An 18,059-nucleotide genomic window follows, 5' to 3' on the forward strand; every position below is an offset into this window, starting at 1 on the left:
CGAATTCCGCAAGGCTGTTGAAAAACCCCAGTGGTCTCAATGACTGCTGGGGCTTCATTTTGCAGACGGTCGGAACCGCTTGGTTCCGCGAGCTCAAATCACCGGGGTTTAGGGGCCGATCCAGACGGTCATGCCCGGCTCAAGGCCTGCTAACTCTCCCTTCGGGTCGAGGCGCAGGCGAAGCGTGTTGCGGTCGTGATCGCCGATGACCCGCTCAGCTTGCCAGGTGGCAAACGTTCCGAGCGGCCGCAGCTCGGTGATGACCGCCTTGGTCGCGCCATTAGCGCCGTTCCGCATCACGTTCGCTGTTTCTCCCATCGCGAGACGATCGAGATGATCCTCGCGCACGTTGAACGAGAGCCATTGCCTGCCCGCGGCCTCGACCATCAGGATCGGTTGGCCCGCGCGAACATTTTCGCCGACCTCGGCGGCGATGACGCTGACCACGCCGTCGGCCGGCGCGCGCAACACCATCTTGTCGAGGCGGCGCTCGAGCACGGTGACCGCGGAGGCCGCAGCCTGCACCTGAGCGTCGGCGACCGCGCGCTCTTCCCGGGTCGGTCCCGCCACGGCCGCATCGTAATTGGCCTGGGCCTCCGCCACGCCGGCACGCGCGCTTGCAACGTCATTCTCGGCCTGGTCGAGCGACTGTTGGGATTCGAAGCTCTGGCGCGCCAGCGTGCTGGTCCGTGTGAGCTGAGCCTGCACGTAGTCGAGGCGGGCGCCGGCCTTGGCGATGGCGGCTTTCAGCGAATCGACCTGTTCGCGGCGCACGCCGGCATAGACGTTGTTGCGGCTTGCGACGGCGGACGCGAGCACGGCACGCGCCTGGTCCGCCTGCGCCGTCAACTCCACCGCCGAGAGCCGCGCCACGACGTCGGCGGCCTTCACAGAGGCACCCTTCTCGACCGCAATCGAGACCAGCTGGCCGTTGACCTCCGGCTCGACCCTGATCTCGGTCGCGCGCACGACGCCGACGATGGCGGCGGGTGGTGCCGCGTGGCGCATGACATAGAGCAGCGCGCCCGCCGCGACCAGCGCGAGCGGAATCGCGACGAAGGCGGCAGGTCTAAGGTTGGACATGTCCCTGTCTCCTCCTGACGGCAAATGCCGAGATCACCGCGAGCGCGAAGTAGCCGAGCGCCAGGCACCACAATGCGAGCCAGTCATGCGCAACCTCCCAGATACCGGCGCCGAGCTGGTTGACGCGCACGAGGCCGTCGATCGCGGAGTCGGCCGGGAATAACCGGCCGAACGCAAGGGCCACGTCCGGAATTGCTTCGCGCGGCCACGCGAAGCCGGCCATGAAGAACTGCGGCAGGCTCGTCGCCAGCAGCAGGATGGTTGCGTTCTCCGGCCGCGTGAACCAGGCCCCGACAGCCTGCCCCATGAAGCTCGTTGCCAGCAGAAAGACACTCGCGAGCGCGAGGATCTGCGGAAGATGGCCGAGTGTCGAAAAACCGTAGATCCGCGGCAGCACGATGAGATAGAGCGCGAGCGCAGGAAGGTAGACGGTCAGATGCGCGATGCCGCGGCCGAGCACGCCGGCAAAGGCTGCGCCTCCGCTCGCCAGCGCGGTGCCGGTCAGCATCGCTGCGCCGATCAGCAGGGTCTGCTGCAGGATCAGGATGAACGCCGCCGGAACGACGTAGCTCGCATAGCCGCCCACCGGGTTGAAGATCGGCTGCAGCAACACGTCGGCCGGGCTCGACGTCGCGAGCTTCGCCTTGACGAGGCTGCCATCCGAGCGCGCGCCGCGCGAAACCAGCTCGGACGTCAAGGTTCCGATAGCGGTGGCGACCCCGCTGGCGCTCGATCTGAAGATGAACAGATAGGTTGCGTCCGCATAGACGGGTATGTGGGCGGTGATGCCCTTGAGCACGTCGCGTTCGGTGTCGGGTGGAATCTCGACGGCGGCAAAGGCCTGCCCGCGATCGATCGCGCTGTGCGCCTCGGCGAGCGTTCGGGCGCGAACCGTCACGCTTAATGCGCCGCTCGCGTCCAGCGTCTCGACGATCTGCCGGCTGAGATTGCTGAGATCGTTATCGACGACCGCAATCGGAAGCTTGCGAAGGATCTGGTTCAGATAGGGCTGCGGATAGTAGATGCCGTAGACCAGGGGAGCGAGAAACAGCAGAGCGAAGGCGCCCCGCGTTCCCAGCACACGCCGCCACTCCGCCACGAAGGCGCCGCCGACGCCGCGCGGTGTGGAGATGACCTCGTGTGGCTCGGCAGGCCGCGCTGTTGCGAACCAGCCCTTGCGGGTGACGTTCGCCATGCACATCCACGCCAGGCCGGCAAAGACCAGCGCCAGGCCGGCAAGTGCAGCGAAGGGAATAGCGGAATCCGCGACCGGCAATCCCCGCGCGGCTTGTCCCAGCAGGACGGCCATGTACCAGCGAAGCGGCAGGATCGCGCTCCATGTCTGCGCAAAGGCATTCATGCCGATGGTGGGAAAGCCGACGCCGGCATAGCCGAATGCGGGCGAGGCAATGAGGCCCGCAAGCCCGAGTCCGGTGGCGAGATCGCCGACCAGAAGCTGGAGCAGGGCGCCGAGCGACAGATAGGCGATGATCAGCAGCGAGGCCGCAGCGATCATCAACGGCAAGTCGCCCTTGAAGGGAATCTCCAGCACACCCTCCAGGAACAGCGGCTCGGCCAGCATGATCAAAATGAAGATGCAGAACAGCGGCGCGAGCTTGCCGGCCAGCGCGACAAGCGGATCGCCGCCGGCGCTTTCGAGCCACGCCCGCGCGTCGCGGCGGCGGAATTCGGAGCCGACGGAATAGCCGGCGGCAAGGGTCATCACCACATGGATGATGGTCGGCAGCAGCGCGCGCAGCAGGAACTGCGCGTAGTTCTTCTGCGGATTGACGAGCGCCATGGTCTCCGCTTTGAGCGCACCCAGGGACGCTGGCGCAGGTGCCGCGCGACTGGCGGGAGCGGCCACCGCTGCCGCTGCGGAAAGTGAATCGCTCAGACCCGAGGATGCGATCCCGGAGGGAGTCAAAAACTGCTGGTTATAAAACCCGACGATCTGCGGGCGGCGCGCGGCCTTCAGGTCGCGCTCGAAATCCGGCGGAATGTGGACGGCCGAAATCGACTTGCCGGAGCGTATGTCCTGCACGGCCGTGGACAGCGTGCCGGAGCGGTCGACGATCTTCAGGCTTGGCGACGCCGCAATGTATTCCACCAGGGCACGCGACGCGTCCGACTTGTCCTCGTCGACGACAGTCACGCCGAGCCCGCGGATGACTGGATGGCTGAAGACCGTGGTGAGCACCACGAACGCGAACAGCGGCACGCCGAAGATCAGGAGCAGCGCCACGCGGTCATGAAGCAGCCAGCGGCACTCGCGCCGCGCGACCAGCAGAAATCCGGGCTTTGGCGCCGGCCTCATGGCCGCGACCGCCAGTCGAGATAGGCGCTCATTCCCGGTCGCAGCTCGGGCACCGGTTGCACCGGATAGGCACGGATCGAAAACGTCCGCAGGTCGAAATCACCCGAAGCACGCGTGGCCCGCCAGCTTGCATATTCGCCCTTGGTCGCGATGAGCTTGACCTCGACTGTCACCGAGCGGTCGCCGAGGGCGGGAATGCGGACATCGAAGCGATCGCCGACCTTGAGGCCTTTGACGAGATCCTCGCGCAGATCGAAATGCACCCAGAGGTCCGCGAGATTGATCAAGGTGACGAGCGGGACGCCCGGCGAGACGTATTCGCCGGGTTCCACATTACGCTGATAGATCTGCGAGGCTACGGGCGCATAAACCACGAGCTGGTCGATGATCGACTGGACACTCTGGATATCGGCACTGGCCTTTTCGACATTGGTATTGGCAATGGCCCGCTCCTCCTTGGTGTAGCCATTGACCGCCTGGTCATAGGCCGATTTGGCCTGGTCGACGGCGCGCTCGCTTTCGTGCAGCGCATCGGTGGCCTGATCGAGGCGGGCTTGCGGCGCATTGCCTTGCTCGGTCAAGGTGTGTGTGCGGTCAAAGGTCTTTTGCGCCAGCACCAGCGCCGCCTGGGCGCGCTCCATTTCCGCCTTCCGTGCCGCGATCACTTCCACCCGCGTTCCGACGAGTACGTTGGCAAGCTGGGCGTCCGCGACGGCCTTGGCCGCCTTCATTTGCTCGTGCTTGGCCAGCGTCTCTGGATTGTCGATCTGGACCAGCACCGCGCCCGCAGCGACGTTCTGGCCGCGCTCGACGGGAATCTTGCCGACCCGTCCGTCCACGCGCGCCGCGATATCGAGCCGCGTTGCATCGACCTCGCCCTGAACCAGCAAGGGCTCCGGGCGCAACAGATAGAAGACGGAAAGCCCGACGACAGCAGCCGCCACGACACCGACGATGATAGAGGGCGTGCGTGTCGGGTTGTGCGCGGCTTTCGCCTGTTCGTTAGCCGGCTCGTCGGGTGTGTTTTGAATGTCCTTGTCAGAGCTCGGCGCGTCCATGCCTGACTCCCTTTCTCGTGACGGGATGGCCCACTCTATTCGGTTGCCAGGCCCAGTCGCAATCGCGAAGCGGTGCGGTACTTTCAATACTCCGCGACGTGCCGGCGGCCATCTTATTCGGATTGCTCGTCGGGCAAAACACCCGTCACCCCGTCAACCCCTTGTTGCGGCTTCGCGCGGGCCGCTCTGTCCATCCTCCGAATCGCTCTCCGGCTCCCGGATCAGCACCACCGGTTCGTCATAGCCTTTGCGGCTGCTGTAGAACACCAGCGCCATCAGGCCGACGCCGACAACCAGCGAGAACACCACGCCGAGCACCAGCGCGACATAGCCGGACGCCGGCACGCTGGTATCCGTGCTGGTCCAGCCGAGATAGCCGAGAACACTCGCGGCGACGAGCATGGCGCACAACGCCGCGATGACCAGCCATCTGGCGAGCTTGCCGTCTTGCGCCTTGGGCGGCGCCGGTTGCCCGCTGGTCACGTTCATGAACCTCTCCTCGCGCGGCCGTCGCGGCGCGCTTACGGTGCGGTGGCCTTGGCCGCGATGGCATGCAGTGCGGCGGTCATCGCGCCGATGGCGGTTTTGGCCGGCTCGCCGACGCCGTGACGGCCGGCGAGATAGGCCGGATCGTTGTAGGACAGCCAGGTCGCGCCTTGCTCGTCCTGCCAGACCAGCGCCTTCAGCGGCAGGTCGATGCCGACGGTCTGCGCCTGCTGCATCAACGGCGTGCCGCCCTTGGCGTTGCCGAAGATGAGGAGATCGGTCGGCCGCAGAGTCATGCCGACGGCGGCAGCGCCCGCGGCGTGATCGACATGGGCAAACACGGTGAGGCCTTTGGCCTTCACCTCGGTCTCGAGCCGCGTCATCGTGTCCTGCGGGCCAAAATTGCTCTTGATGGTGATAAGTCCGTCTGTAGCCATTGCCTGCGTCTCCCAGAAACATGTCGCGACCAGCGCGGAGATCCGGATCAGTGTGAAGAGCCTCATGATGTCAGGCTCACTTCTTGCGGAATAATCGCGCCGGGTCGAATTCCGGCTCCGGAATGAAGCCGTCGCGATTGGGCATCCTGATTTTCGGCAAGGACTCCTTGTCGACCTTGCCGTCGGCGGGAACGATGCCGTTGAGGCTCAATATGTAGGCGGTGACGGCATAGGTCTCGTCGGTGCTGAGCGAGCCCGGCGTCGGATACGGCATCGCGCGATGAATGTAGTCGAACAGGGTCGTCGCATAGGGCCAGAAGCTGCCCACGGTCTTGACCGGCATGTTGGAGGCGAGCGTGCCCTGTCCGCCGGCGAGACGATCCTTGATGCCGCCCTGGCCGTTGTCGCCATGACAGGCCGCGCAATTGTCGGCAAAGATCTGCTTGCCTTGCACCGCCGTGCCGCTGCCGTCGGGCAGGCCCTTGCCGTCGGGGCCGACGTCGATGTCCCATAGCTTGATTTCCTGCGGCGTTGCCGGACGGCCGAAATCGAACGCCAGCGCGGGCGCGGCGAACAGGCCGGCGGCGAGGATGCCGGCGAGAAACAGCTTGTCATGCGAGAACATTGCGGACCCTCCCGGCTTCGTCGATGCTCCAGGTCTGCTGGGCGTTGTAGTGAAACAGCGCGTTGGTCCCCATCGCGGCGATGAAGGACTGCCGGTCCGGCTGAACGTTGCCCTGGTCGTCGGTCGAGCGGCTCACGATTTTTGTCGGCTTGCCGTCCCAGACCCAATCCATCTGGAAGCGCACCTGCGCCTTGGACAGCACCGGCTCGCTCAATTGCGCGGGTTTCCACGTCTTGGCGCCGTCAGTGGAGATCTCGACCTTGGCGATCTTGCCATGACCGCTCCAGGCAAGACCCGAGATGCGGTTATAGCCCGGCTGGATCTGCATCATGCCCGATGGTTGCGTGATGACGGAGTTGGTTTCCATCCGCAGCTGAAACTGCCGCGCCTTGCCGTTGGCCAGCAGCTGGGTGTAGCGCGCCGTCTCCCAGCGCGTCATCCAGGGCTCGCTGCCGAACTTGAGGCGGCGCAGCCATTTGATGTTGAGGTTGCCTTCGAAGCCCGGCATCACCAGCCGCATCGGAAAGCCGTGCGCGGGCCGCAGCGGCTCGCCGTTCTGGCCGTAGGCGACGAAAGCCTCGTTCACGATCTCGTCGGTGAGGGGAATGCTGCGATCGACACCCGCGCCGTCGCCGCCCTCCGCCAGCATCCAGTTCGAACCCTTGTCCTTGGCGACGAGGTCGATCAGGAATTTGAGCGGAACGCCGGTCCATTCATTGGTGCTGACGAGGCCATGCGTGTTCTGCACCGTCACGTCAGGATCGGCTTTTTTCCAGTTCTCCCAGCCGTTGCCGGTGCATTCGATGAACACGACGCGCGTCACCGACGGCATCCGCTTCAGATCCTCGACGCTGAACACCAGCGGCTTGCCGACCATGCCGTGGATCAGCAGCCTGTGCTGGGCAGGATCGATATCGGGCACGCCGGAATGGCTGCGCTCGTAATGCAGGTCCGTCGGCGTGATGTTGCCTACCAGTTTCTGATGCGGGGTCTTGGAATTGATGGCATCGCCGGGATCGACGTTGCGCTTGCCCGGCGTGGCCTCGGGGATGCGATCGAGTTTTGCAAACCGGGAGCGTTCGCTGTGCGCGCTCAGATCAGCGCCGGGCCCGCGATCGGGGACGTCGGCGAGCGTCTCGGCGCCCGCCGCCTCGGACGCCACCGCGCCAAGGATGCCCGCCGACAGGCCTCCCACGAAGCCGCGGCGCGACACATTCGCAGGCCGTGGCAACAACTCAACTGGCGTCTTGGACGTCATATGATCTCCCCGTGATGACCGTGTTTTTGGAAATCCCTGCCGCCTTCATGCCGTGACATTACCGAACACCGTGAGGATTGCTCGTTAGGATGTGTTAAAAGCCATGAGTACTGGTCCACTCATGCGCGGGACGGCCCTCTTCTATGGTAGATGCGCTTGGCTGTTCCATGGAATGGCCGGGCGGCTCGGAGACATGTCCGGGCGGATCAAGGGGAGAGGGATGTCGGAGGCGGACGCGGCGGAATTGTTGAAGGCGATGGTGCCGCTGTTCAGGATCCGTCCAATATTCGAGGATTCCTGCAAATTTGGCGGCAGCTGGGAGTCGCTACACGCGCCGAACGGCAAGGGGTGGGCGCAGTTCCACATGGTCACGCGCGGCGCTTGCGTGGTCGAGCGGCCGGGCCTGGGCCCGCAGCGGCTGGAAGCCGGCGACATCCTTCTCCTGCCGCATGGCGACAGTCACGCGGTTCGAAGCCGGACGGGCGGCGCTGTCAGGCGTGTTACGACCGAGGTCCGCAATGGCGTCCGCCAGCGCGCGACGGTCGAGGCCGAGGTCGATACCGAACTGCTGTGCGGCCGTTTCCTGTTCGAAACGTCGGATGATAATCCGTTGATCGCCGCGCTTCCCGACGAGATCATCCTGCGCACAGCGGAGGAGCCGCTGCTGGAACGGTTTCGGCGCCTGCTGATCGACATCCGAGAGGAACTGGACGCTGGACGGGTTGGATCGGAAGTGGTCGCGGCCGACCTCGCGAGGGCGTTGTTCGTGATGATGCTCCGCGACCATCTTTCGGACGATGCCTCCGGGAACGGGACGGTATCGCTGTTGCGCGACCGCGTGACGGCCCGTGTGGTGTCGGCGATCCTCAACGATCTCGCCCGGGACTGGACGCTCGACGACATGGCGGCGGTGGCGATCGCCTCGCGCGCGACGCTGGTGCGCGCTTTTCAAAAGCGCGCGGGGGTCGCGCCCATGACGTTCCTGTCCGATTTGCGATTGACGGTCGCGCGCAAGCGGCTGGCCGGCACCTCCGATCCGATCGCGAAGATCGCCGGCGAGGTCGGCTATGCGTCCGAAGGCGCGCTGAGCAAAGCCATCATGCGCAGATACGGCATGCGACCCGGCGCCTTGAGGGAGCCGGGTCCTCGCGCGCCGGTCGTCAGACCCGATACCAGCTCCCCAAATTCCAGGTCGTGACGTCCCAGCCCGAGATGTCGGCCATGAGGTTATTGACGCCGGCGCCGACGATGTTGCGGGAGAGCAGCGGCACCAGAATATTGGCTTCGCAGAAGATCTCGTTGACCTTGATCAGGAGCGCGGCGCGCTTGACCGGATCGAGCTCCTGCTGCGCGGTCTTGTAGGCCTTGTCGGCCTCGGGATCGGACCAGCGCGAGATGTTGCGGCCGAGCCACTTGTTCTCCTTGTTGGCGATCTCCCAGGAGACGCACTGGTTCAAGAACCGCTCCGGATCGGGCTGCGGCTGCGTCGTGTTGTACATCTCCATGTCGCAATAGAGTTTCGAGTAGGTGTCGGGGTTGCCGACATCAGACGAGAAGAACACCGATGCGGTCACCGACTTCAGCTCGATGTCGATACCGGCCTTCTGGCAGGCCTGCTTGATGATGGCCTGCGTCTTCTGGCGCGGGCCGTTGATCGAGGTCTGGAAGACGTATTTGAGCTTCTTGCCGTCCTTCTCGCGGATGCCGTCCGCGCCCCGCTTCCAGCCGGCCTCGTCGAGGATTTTGTTCGCCTTGTCGACGTCGAATGCGTAGGTCAGCTTGCCCGACTTGAACTGCTGGGGCTGGTTGACGAAGCTTGCCGTGGCGATGCCGCCGCGGCCGTAGATGAATTTCTGGATCGCCTCGCGATCGATCAGGAGGTTGAACGCCTGGCGGACGACCGGATCGGACAGCGTCGGGTGCTTGGTCTTGACGCTGGAGCGCTCGCCGTCGACCTCGGTCCAGGGGTCCGTCGTGTTGAGGATGATGAACTCGACGTTGCCGGACGGCGTGATGTCGACCCTGCCTTTGCCGCTGGCCTCCATGCGCTTGAGGACCTCCTCCTCCACCAGCAGGTTCCAGGCATAGTCGTACTCGCCGGTCTGGAGCACGGTGCGCGCCGCGGAGACCGCGTCGCCGCCGCCCTTGACCTCGAGCGTGTCGAAATGCGGCTGGTTCTTGACGTGATAGTCGGGGTTGCGTTCGGCCCGGATCAGGTCGCCCGGCTTGAACTCGACGAATTTGTACGGGCCGGTGCCGACCGGCTTCAGATTGCCCGGCGCCTCGCGCGATTTCGCGCCGGCATAGTCGCCGAAATGGTGCTTCGGCAGGATCTGGCCGACCGAGCCGACGAAGGGGTCGGCCCAAAACGGGGTCGGGGCCTTGAACAGCACCTTGACGGTGTGGTCGTCGATCTTCTCGACGGTGATGTCCTTGTAGGATCCCGTGCTGTAGGCGGCGGTCGCGAGGTCCGCCGCATAGGTCCAGGTGAAGACGACGTCGTCGGCGGTGAAGGGCTTGCCGTCATGCCACTTCACGCCCTGCTTCAGCTTCCAGATAACGCTCATGCCGTCGGCCGCGAGGCTGCCGTTCGCCTTGGTCGGAATCTCGGCGGCGAGGCAGGGGATGAGGTTGCCGTCCTTGTCCCAACCGGCCAGCGGCTCGAAGAAGATGCGCGAGGCGATCTGATCCTTGGTGCCGATGGCGAAATGCGGATTGAGCAGGGTGGGGGCCTGCCACAGCAGGATCTTGAGCGGGCCGCCGCCGCCGGCCTTGGTCGGCTTGTATGGCAGCGTGGCATCCGCCATCGCGACGTCGTTCCAGAGCAGGATCTGGCTCGCGACCGGCGCGGCGATCCCGGCCGCAGCCATGGTCCGGATGAACGAGCGTCGCGACAGCGTGCCTTGCTTCACCTCCGCGATGGACTTGCGTATCTCGTCTTCGTTCATCGAATGACCCCCACCTCGAAGAAAAATCGTCTTCGGCACCCCATCATGTTGCATCATGCACGAGGCGGCAATGCCGGCGAGGCCGCAAGGCCCTGCGACGAAATGGCGAACGTGGAGATGGGCAGCTTCTGCCGGGACATTGTTGCCGGCGTGAAAGGGATGCCGGCCGGATTTCGCGATAAGCCCTTGATGGCAATGAGGCTCTCATCTGGCATGCGCATTGCACGCAAAGCGTGCGTTCGCAATGACAGTGGAGTGCGGGTATGAGCGTCAGCAGCATGAGCAGCATCGGTGGAAGCGCGGCGGGGTCGCCTTCATCCACCAGCCAGTCGAAATCAGCGGGTTCACAAGACGGCGCCTCGATGTTCTCGTCTCTGCTGGAGAGCGGCACGCCCTACGACGAGGTCAAGGTGAGCCTGCCGAATGGTATGTCGATCGGCATCGTCCATTTCGGTGGCGGCGGCTTCGACAGCAGCGCGCTCAAGTCCATCGAGGATTTCGTGCAGAAGCTCGCGAGCCAGCAGATATCAGGTGATCCGGCGTCCAGCGCCGACCAGGCGCAGAACGGCGACACGCCCGACGCCGTCGGGATCGACAAGGTTCATGTCGATCTTCCGAACGGAATCTCGTTCGAGGTGCTGCATTCCTCCGGCGGCCATGCCACGGACAGCGACGCCGTCCTGAAGGAGCTCACCGAGGCTGCCGAAGAACTCGCCGAATCGCTGTCGCACTATTCACCGGCGTCGGCCGCAGCTTCCGCTTATGCCTCGCAAGCAAGTTCGTCCGGTCGCAGCAGCCAGCTCGACGCGAGGAGCTGAGCAACACGCAGGCCGCCCTGGGGCTAGCGCCCCTTCGCAAGCGCCAGCGCGGCATCCACCGCGTTCTCGAGAATCTCCTCCGACAATTGCCTGTCGCTCACCGCGCGCGACAATTGCAGCGCGCCGACCATGGTGGCGTAGGCCGCGATGGCGCGGCGGCGCCGTTCCGCCGGCGTGCCCTCAGGCATTTGCGCTGCCATCAGCGCGAGGATGTCGGACATCTTGCCGGTGAAGGCCTCGCGCGTCGCCTTCGGATGCCGCGCGATCTCGGAGACGAGGGCCGCGGTCGGGCAACCGGTCGCCGCGCGATCGCGATGCCTGGGCGAGAGATAGTCGCGGATCACGGTCTCGAGCGCGACGCCGTTTTCGAGATTGTCCTTGTGCCGCTGCTCGCGCCGCTCCAGCGCGTCGAGCAGCACCGCGCGCACCAGATCCTCCTTGGAGGCGAAGTGCGTGTAGAAGGCGCCGTTGGTCAGGCCCGCTTCCGCCATGATGCCGGCGAGGCCCACCGCGGCGATGCCGCTCTCGCGGAACTGCGATGATGCGACATCGAGAATGTGCCGCCGCGTCGTGTCCCTGTGTCCCTTGTCATAGCGCGCCAATTCCGCCTCCTGCGAACCCGCCGCCCCCTATGCCACAAAATCGTGAGGTCTGTCCTATTGCATTACGTTCATACTAATACATTATGATCATAATGCAATGGGCGGCCGACCGGGCGGTCCGAGGGAACCACAGGATCGAACCATGTCCGTCGAAGATGCCGCCGCGCCGGCCTTGTCCGCCGCGCCATTCGTGGCCCACGCCGCGGCGCCGCTTCGCCAGGCGGCTACGCCCGCACCAAGCGCGGCTGAGCAAAGACGCGCCGCGCTCCTGACCGCGCCGATCTTGCCCACGCTGCTCAAGCTCGCGCTGCCGACCGTGACCGTCCTCGTGGCGCAGACCGCGGTCAACATCGCGGAGGCCTATTATGTCGGCTATCTCGGCACCGATGCGCTCGCCGGCGCCGCGCTGGTGTTCCCGATCTTCATGCTGATGACCATGATGTCGAACGGCGGGTTCGGCTCCGGCGTTGCGTCCTCGGTGGCGCGCGCGGTTGGAGCCGGCCGCCGCGCCGATGCCGAGGCGGCGCTGTTTCATGCCGTGGTGCTCGCGATCATTGCCGGCGGCGTGTTCACGCTCGGCGTCGTCCTCGGTGGTCCGCATCTCTATCGTGCCCTCGGCGGCACCGACGGTGCGCTTAGCGCTGCCACCACCTATTCCAACTATCTGTTCGCCGGCGCCATCCCGGTGTGGATCGTCAACCTCCAGGCTGCCGCGCTGCGCGGCGCCGGCAACGTCAAAGTGCCGGCCCTGGTGACTCTGGTCGGCGCCATCGTGACCATTCCGGTCTCGCCGGCACTGATCTTCGGGTTCGGGCCGATCCCGCGGCTCGGCATCGGCGGCGCCGGCATAGCCTTCGGCCTCTATTACGGCGCGGCGATGCTGTTCCTGCTGCGCTACATGTCGACGGGCGCGACTGGCCTGAAGCTGCACATCGTGCCGTTGCGCGCAAAAATCTTCGGCGACATGCTGAAGGTCGGCATCCCCACCGCGTTCAACGCGGTGCTGACCAACCTCACCGTCATTCTCGTCACCGGCGCGGTCGGCCTGTTCGGCACCTCCGCGCTCGCCGGCTACGGCATCGCCTCGCGGCTGGACTACATCATGATTCCGCTGCTGTTCGGGATCAGCACGGCGACGCTGACCATGGTCGGCGTCAACATGGGCGCGGGCCAGACCGCGCGGGCACGAAAGATCGGCTGGATCAGCGGTGTGGTCGGCATGATCATGACCGGCACGATCGGCTTGCTGGTCGCGATCTTCCCGACAGCCTGGCTGCACCTCTTCAGCCATGACGCGGACGTCGTCAGCGAGGGCATGACCTATTTGCGCATCGTCGCGCCGGCCTATGCCGCGCTCGGCTTCGGTTTTGTCAGTTCGTTCGCGGTGCAAGGCACCGGCCGAGCGATGGGGCCGCTCGCTTCGTCCTTTGCGCGCATCCTGATCGCGGCCGGCGGCGGCTGGATCGCGGTGGCGAGCTTTGGCGCGGGCATGGCGGGTCTCGCCACCATGGTCACGGCCTCGCTCGCCGCCTATGCCGCGATCTGCGTCCTGATCATGCTGTCACCGTGGACGTGGCGCTCCGAGTAAACAGGCATCACTGGATGCCGGTAGCGCCGACAGCAGCAGCAAGTTGCTCAGCAACTTGAGCGACGACGCGTTGATCAGCTTCATCGTCAGGGCGACGCCGGAATTGAACGGCACGCCCTGGAGCAGGGCATAGAGGCTCCGAGGCGCTTCGGGCTGGCGAACTTCGGGGCGGCGAGGGCGGTCATGGCTGAGCTCCTTGCTAGCCTTGCTACTTATCTCGCATCCGGGGTGACACTTTGCCGTGATGCCCATCACGCTTGCGCAACGCGCCCCATGACCTGCGAATTCGTTTCCTATTTTGCGCCAAATGGAGAACGAGAGTCCGCCACCGGTAGTCATTATGGATTTTCATTTCATTGATTTCGCCTCACGGAGAAGCGAATACGGTTCCACTGATTGCCGCCCGCGTGATGGAGACCAAGATGTCGTTTCGCCTCCCCCTGATCCTCGCAACCGCGCTTGCCGCCTGGTCGGCCGCAGCAACCGCCGAGACGATCAAGATCGGTGTGACGCCGGGCCCGCATGCGCAGATCTTCGAGGCGGTGAAGCCGATCGCAGCCAAGCAGGGCCTCGACATTCAGCTGATCGAGTTCTCCGACTACGTCGTGCCGAATGCCGCGCTCGATGCCGGTGAGATCCAGGCCAATTCGTTCCAGAACCAGCCTTATCTCGACAACCAGAAGGCCGACCGCGGCTACAAGATCGAATCCGTCGGGCTGACCGTGAACTTCCCGATCGGCGTCTATTCGAAGAAGCACAAGGCCTTCGCCGATATCCCTGAAGGCGGCAAGGTCTCGATCCCGAACGATCCGACCAATGGCGGCCGCGTGCTGCTGCTGCTGCGCGACAAGGGCGTGATAAAGCTGAAGGACGGCACGGGCTTCAAGCCGACGGTGCTCGACGTCACGGAGAATCCCAAGAAGCTGAAATTCATCGAGGTCGATGCGGCGCAGGCGCCGCGCGCGCTCGACGATGTCGATGCCGCCGCGATCAACACCAATTATGCAACCCAGGCGGGCCTTGATCCCGTCAAGGATCCGATCCTGCGCGAGGACCCGAAGGGCCCCTACGTCAACCTGATCGCGGTACGCGCCGCCGACAAGGACAAGCCCTGGGTCAAGATCCTCGTCGACAGCTACCATACGCCCGAGGTCAAGGAGTTCGTCCTGACCAAGTTCAAGGGCGCGGTGCTGCCGAGCTGGTAGGCAATCTGCCTAGCCAAGGTCCAGCGCGGGGGCGATCCGGCGGGCAGCCTTGCGCAATGCCCGCTTGTCTGGAGCTGCGGCAACCGACATCATCGGGGCCCATCCTCGCCCGACAGGGGTCGTATGAAACGCTTTGCAAACCTGAAACGACTGGGGTTCTTCACGCGCCTCCTCGATGAAGCCCCGCCCGCGGAGCGCTACCGCTTTGCCGCCGAGCAGATCGTGCGCGCAGAGAAAGCGGGCCTCGATTCCGCGTGGATCGCGCAGCATCATTTTCACGAACGCGAGGGCGGCCTGCCGTCGCCCTTCACCTTCCTCGGTTACGTCGCGGCGCAAACCTCGCGCATCCGTCTCGGCACCGGCATCGTCACGCTGCCGCTGGAGAATGCGGTGCGGGTGGCGGAAGATGCCGCCGTGCTCGATCTGCTCTGCAACGGCCGCTTCGAGCTCGGCGTCGGCACCGGCGGCAATCCGTCGGCCTTTGCCGCCTTCGGCCTCGACAGTGCCCTGCGCAACGAGATCTTTGCCCGCAATCTTGACGTGGTCCGCACCGCCCTGGTCGGCAAGCCGCTCACTGGTGGCGATACGCTGTATCCGCAACGGCCCCAATTGGACAAGCGGATCTGGCAGGCGACGTTCTCGGTCGCCGGTGGTGCGCGCGCGGGCAAGGCCGGCGATGGCCTGCTGCTGTCGCGCACCCAGCCCCGGACCAAGGAGGCGCCGAAGGCCACGCTCGCCGAGATCCAGAATCCGGTCATCGATGCCTATCTCGAAGCGCTGCCGCCGGGATGCGAGCCCCGGATCATGGCCTCACGCAGCGTCTTCGTCGCCGACGACCGGACTGAAGCGATGCGCCTTGCCGACATCGGGCTGCGGCGCGCGCTGCCGCAGTTCCTCAAGGGCGGTCACGCCAGGCCTGGCGAGACGCTGGAGGAGATGATCACCGCATTCGACACGCATGTCGGCGCGGCCGACGACGTCATCGCCTCGCTCCGCGCCGACGCCACGCTGGAGCGGGTGACCGACCTCGTTTTCCAGGCGCATTCGGTGGACGCGCCGCATCCTCATATCCTGCGCTCGATCGAGCTTGTCGCGGAGAAGGTCGCGCCGGCGCTGGGCTGGACCCGGACGGCGGCTGACGTGGCTCTGGCGGGCTGATCGGAGCGAACATGATCGCGTTGCACGAGGCTGAATGATGGCTACGAAAGATATCATCGACACGCTCGCCGGGATCGAACCGGGCACGGCTCTGGATGGCATTCGGGCACGCCGCGTGCAGGCGCGCGAGAACGCGCAGAAGAGCTATCTCTCGCTGTTCGAGCCGATCGACGCCGGCGATTTTTCGCTTGTGGAGCGCGCCGCAGTCGGGCTCTTCGTGATCGGCCTTCACCGCGAGCCCACCATGGCCGCCTTCTACCGGGCGAAGCTCGCGGCGACCGCCGATGGTGCGCGCCTGGCCAAGGCGATCGAGGTCGAAATCGGGCGCGGCGAGACGTCAGGCCCGTACGGTGCGTATCCTGCCGGACCGCTGTCAGTCGAGAACACGGCCGGCCTGATCTATCGCGCGAGCGCGGAGGGCAAGTCCGTCCTTGGCGCCAGGCTCGCCGCAGCGCTGGAGCATGCGCATCTGCTGGTGTTCCGCCCGCGCGATGCCGCGTCCGCCGATATGAAGGCGCTGTTGGCCGCCGGCTGGTCCGACACCGGCATCGTCACTTTCTCTCAGCTCGTCGCGTTCCTGTCGTTCCAGGTGCGCGTCGTCACGGGCCTGCGCGTGCTCGGCGCCTCGCTGGGCACCGCAAGCGCGGCGGCTGGCGCGTAAGGAGACTGCATCATGAGCGCTGCAAACAACGTCAATCCGCCCGTCGTCTTCACCCAGGACGAGCTCGGCTGGGTGTCGTGGATCGACCCGCTGCCCGAGGCCGAATTGGCCGAGCGGCATTTCGCGGGCCTGGTCGATCGCTCCCGTGCCAAGTCCGAATACTTCCGCCTTCTCGTGCGTGATCCCGAGGTGCTGGAAGCCCGCACCAAGACGGACAAGGATATCTTCTACAACGTCGCCGACGGCCTGCCGCGCGCCGAGCGTGAGCTCGCGGCGGCCGCGACGTCGCGCTACAACGGCTGCATCTATTGCGCCTCCGTGCATGCGCGTTTCGCCAGCACCTATTCCAAGCGCCGTGACGACGTGCAGCGTCTGCTCGACGAAGGCGTCAAGGCCGACCTTGGCGAGCGCTGGAATGCGGTGGTCAAGGCCTCGGTCGCGCTGGCCGCGACGCCGATCGCGTTCGGCCCTGAGAATGTCGAAGAGCTGCGCCGCGCCGGCCTCGACGATGCCGAGATCGTCGACGTCATCAACGGCGCGTCGTTCTTCAATTGGGCGAACCGGCTGATGCTGTCACTCGGTGAGCCCTCGAAATAGGCGATCTCACCGGCACAAGAATTGCTGCTTGTTTCAACACTGGATGGAGCCGTGCATGAGCAACATCGATCGTCGTACCCTGGTCAAGGGCTCGCTCGCCGCCATGATGGCGGGAGCGGCCGGTTCGCGCGGCGCCTTCGCGCAATCCTCCGAGCCGATCCTGCTCGGCGTCAGCGGCCCCCTGACCGGGCCGAACGCGCAATATGGCACGCAGTGGAAGCAGGGCTTCGACCTCGCGCTGGACGAGATCCAGGCGGCCGGCGGCATCAACGGCCGCAAGCTCACCTACAATTTCGAGGACAGCCAGAGCGATCCGCGCCAGTCGGTGGCGATCGCGCAGAAATTCGTCTCCGATCCCCGCATCGTCCTTGAGCTCGGCGACTTCTCCAGCCCGGCCTCGATGGCGGCCTCGCCGATCTATCAGCGCGCGGGCCTCGTGCAGTTCGGCTTCACCAACTCGCATCCTGACTTCACCAAGGGCGGCGACTTCATGTGGAGCACCTCGGTCAGCCAGGCCGACGAGCAGCCGCTGCTGGCGTCCTATGCCGTGAAGCGCCTTGGCCTGAAGAAGCTCGCGGTGCTGCACCTCAACACGGATTGGGGCCGCACCAGCCGCGACTATTTCGTCAATGCTGCAAAGGAATATGGCGCGGAAATCGCGGTCACCGAGGGTTATATCGCGGAGGAGCGCGACTTCCGCTCTACCCTGGTGCGCGTCCGCGACGCCAACCCAGATGGCTTGATCCTGATCTCCTACTACTCCGACGGCGCGCTGATCGCGCGTCAGGCGCGACAGGTCGGGCTCAAGCAGGTGATCTGCGCGGCGAGCTCGGTCTACTCGCCGAAATTCCTGGAGCTGGGCGGCGAGGCCGTCGAAGAGGTCCATGTCGGCACGCGCTACTTCCCGGAAGACCCGCGGCCCGAAGTGCAGAAGTTCATCGCCGGCTTCAAGAAGAAGTACAACGGTCTGGAGCCCGACGCCTTCAACGCCTACGCCTATGATGCGATGAACATGGCGGCTGCCGTGGTGAAGATCGGCGGCACCGACCGCAAGGCGGTCCGTGACGCCTTCACCAAGGTCAAGGACGTGCCGAGCGTCATCTTCGGCGCCGCGACGTTCGACGTCGCGACCCGCCGCGTCAAGGGCGCCATGAACGCCGAGCTCGTCGTGCGCAAGGGCCAGTTCGCGCTCTGGGACGGCAAGCCGACCTGACATGA

Annotated in this window: 17 protein-coding genes; 8 read left to right on the plus strand and 9 right to left on the minus strand. The window is 65.2% G+C overall.

The annotated features are described in order from the left end of the window. Positions 1-108: 108 nt before the first annotated feature. From ACVJ5M_RS10565 to soxC, 7 genes are all read right to left on the minus strand, one after another. A complete protein-coding gene (locus tag ACVJ5M_RS10565; RefSeq protein WP_063981237.1) occupies positions 109-1,083 on the minus strand; it encodes an HlyD family secretion protein in 975 nt (324 codons plus the stop codon). Further along, positions 1,070-3,400, minus strand: coding sequence for an ABC transporter permease (locus tag ACVJ5M_RS10570; protein WP_283017536.1), 2,331 nt, complete (start codon positions 3,398-3,400; stop codon positions 1,070-1,072). Before ACVJ5M_RS10570 ends, ACVJ5M_RS10565 begins: the two co-directional genes overlap by 14 nt. Further along, positions 3,397-4,458: an HlyD family secretion protein gene (locus ACVJ5M_RS10575; protein ID WP_456679282.1), complete on the minus strand. Its 1,062-nt coding sequence runs from the start codon at positions 4,456-4,458 to the stop codon at positions 3,397-3,399. The genes ACVJ5M_RS10570 and ACVJ5M_RS10575 overlap by 4 nt, the downstream gene beginning before the upstream one ends. A gap of 153 nt (positions 4,459-4,611) precedes the next feature. Beyond that, positions 4,612-4,947, minus strand: a complete 336-nt coding sequence (locus tag ACVJ5M_RS10580; RefSeq protein ID WP_063981240.1) for a hypothetical protein — start codon at positions 4,945-4,947, stop codon at positions 4,612-4,614. A gap of 32 nt (positions 4,948-4,979) precedes the next feature. Beyond that, on the minus strand, positions 4,980-5,447 hold the full coding sequence (locus ACVJ5M_RS10585; protein WP_063981241.1) for a DUF302 domain-containing protein: 468 nt from the start codon (positions 5,445-5,447) through the stop codon (positions 4,980-4,982). Positions 5,448-5,457: 10 nt separating this feature from the next. Continuing rightward, positions 5,458-6,006, minus strand: a complete 549-nt coding sequence (locus ACVJ5M_RS10590) for a c-type cytochrome (RefSeq protein WP_063981242.1) — start codon at positions 6,004-6,006, stop codon at positions 5,458-5,460. Next, on the minus strand, positions 5,993-7,264 hold the full coding sequence (gene soxC / locus ACVJ5M_RS10595; protein ID WP_063981243.1) for a sulfite dehydrogenase: 1,272 nt from the start codon (positions 7,262-7,264) through the stop codon (positions 5,993-5,995). Before soxC ends, ACVJ5M_RS10590 begins: the two co-directional genes overlap by 14 nt. A 220-nt stretch (positions 7,265-7,484) precedes the next feature. Here soxC and ACVJ5M_RS10600 point away from each other — a divergent pair, with 220 nt between their 5' ends. Continuing rightward, positions 7,485-8,462 carry an AraC family transcriptional regulator gene (locus tag ACVJ5M_RS10600; protein WP_187387931.1) on the plus strand — a complete coding sequence of 326 codons (978 nt, stop codon included), beginning with the start codon at positions 7,485-7,487 and terminating at the stop codon, positions 8,460-8,462. On the opposite strand, the gene ACVJ5M_RS10605 is transcribed toward ACVJ5M_RS10600, so the two are convergent. Then, positions 8,425-10,212 carry a peptide ABC transporter substrate-binding protein gene (locus ACVJ5M_RS10605; protein ID WP_063981245.1) on the minus strand — a complete coding sequence of 596 codons (1,788 nt, stop codon included), beginning with the start codon at positions 10,210-10,212 and terminating at the stop codon, positions 8,425-8,427. The genes ACVJ5M_RS10600 and ACVJ5M_RS10605 overlap by 38 nt on opposite strands. 263 nt (positions 10,213-10,475) lie before the next feature. On the opposite strand from ACVJ5M_RS10605, the gene ACVJ5M_RS10610 reads away from it, so the two are divergent. Then, positions 10,476-11,030 carry a hypothetical protein gene (locus tag ACVJ5M_RS10610; protein ID WP_187387932.1) on the plus strand — a complete coding sequence of 185 codons (555 nt, stop codon included), beginning with the start codon at positions 10,476-10,478 and terminating at the stop codon, positions 11,028-11,030. Between the two features lie 23 nt (positions 11,031-11,053). Here ACVJ5M_RS10610 and ACVJ5M_RS10615 read toward each other — a convergent pair whose 3' ends face one another. Next, entirely contained in the window at positions 11,054-11,632 is a 579-nt protein-coding gene (locus ACVJ5M_RS10615; protein WP_063981247.1) for a TetR family transcriptional regulator, read from the minus strand. A 142-nt stretch (positions 11,633-11,774) separates the two neighbouring features. Between ACVJ5M_RS10615 and ACVJ5M_RS10620 the strand changes: the two genes are divergently transcribed. The 6 genes from ACVJ5M_RS10620 to ACVJ5M_RS10645 all read left to right on the plus strand — a co-directional run bounded on the left by ACVJ5M_RS10620 (position 11,775) and on the right by ACVJ5M_RS10645 (position 18,054). Beyond that, on the plus strand, positions 11,775-13,220 hold the full coding sequence (locus ACVJ5M_RS10620) for an MATE family efflux transporter (RefSeq protein WP_063981248.1): 1,446 nt from the start codon (positions 11,775-11,777) through the stop codon (positions 13,218-13,220). 410 nt (positions 13,221-13,630) lie between these two features. Next, complete coding sequence (locus ACVJ5M_RS10625; protein WP_028153283.1) at positions 13,631-14,425, plus strand: MetQ/NlpA family ABC transporter substrate-binding protein; 795 nt, start codon at positions 13,631-13,633, stop codon at positions 14,423-14,425. 123 nt (positions 14,426-14,548) lie between these two features. After that, positions 14,549-15,583, plus strand: coding sequence for a putative FMN-dependent luciferase-like monooxygenase (locus tag ACVJ5M_RS10630; protein WP_063981249.1), 1,035 nt, complete (start codon positions 14,549-14,551; stop codon positions 15,581-15,583). Between the two features lie 37 nt (positions 15,584-15,620). Beyond that, the gene (locus ACVJ5M_RS10635) at positions 15,621-16,244 is read left to right on the plus strand and encodes a CMD domain protein (protein WP_063986108.1); all 624 of its coding nucleotides are present in this window, start codon (positions 15,621-15,623) and stop codon (positions 16,242-16,244) included. Positions 16,245-16,256: 12 nt separating this feature from the next. Then, on the plus strand, positions 16,257-16,841 hold the full coding sequence (locus tag ACVJ5M_RS10640) for an alkylhydroperoxidase domain protein (RefSeq protein ID WP_063981250.1): 585 nt from the start codon (positions 16,257-16,259) through the stop codon (positions 16,839-16,841). A gap of 55 nt (positions 16,842-16,896) precedes the next feature. Next, complete coding sequence (locus ACVJ5M_RS10645) at positions 16,897-18,054, plus strand: ABC transporter substrate-binding protein (protein WP_063981251.1); 1,158 nt, start codon at positions 16,897-16,899, stop codon at positions 18,052-18,054. The last annotated feature ends 5 nt before the right edge of the window (positions 18,055-18,059 follow it).

The organism is Bradyrhizobium sp. S3.7.6 (genome assembly GCF_054061875.1).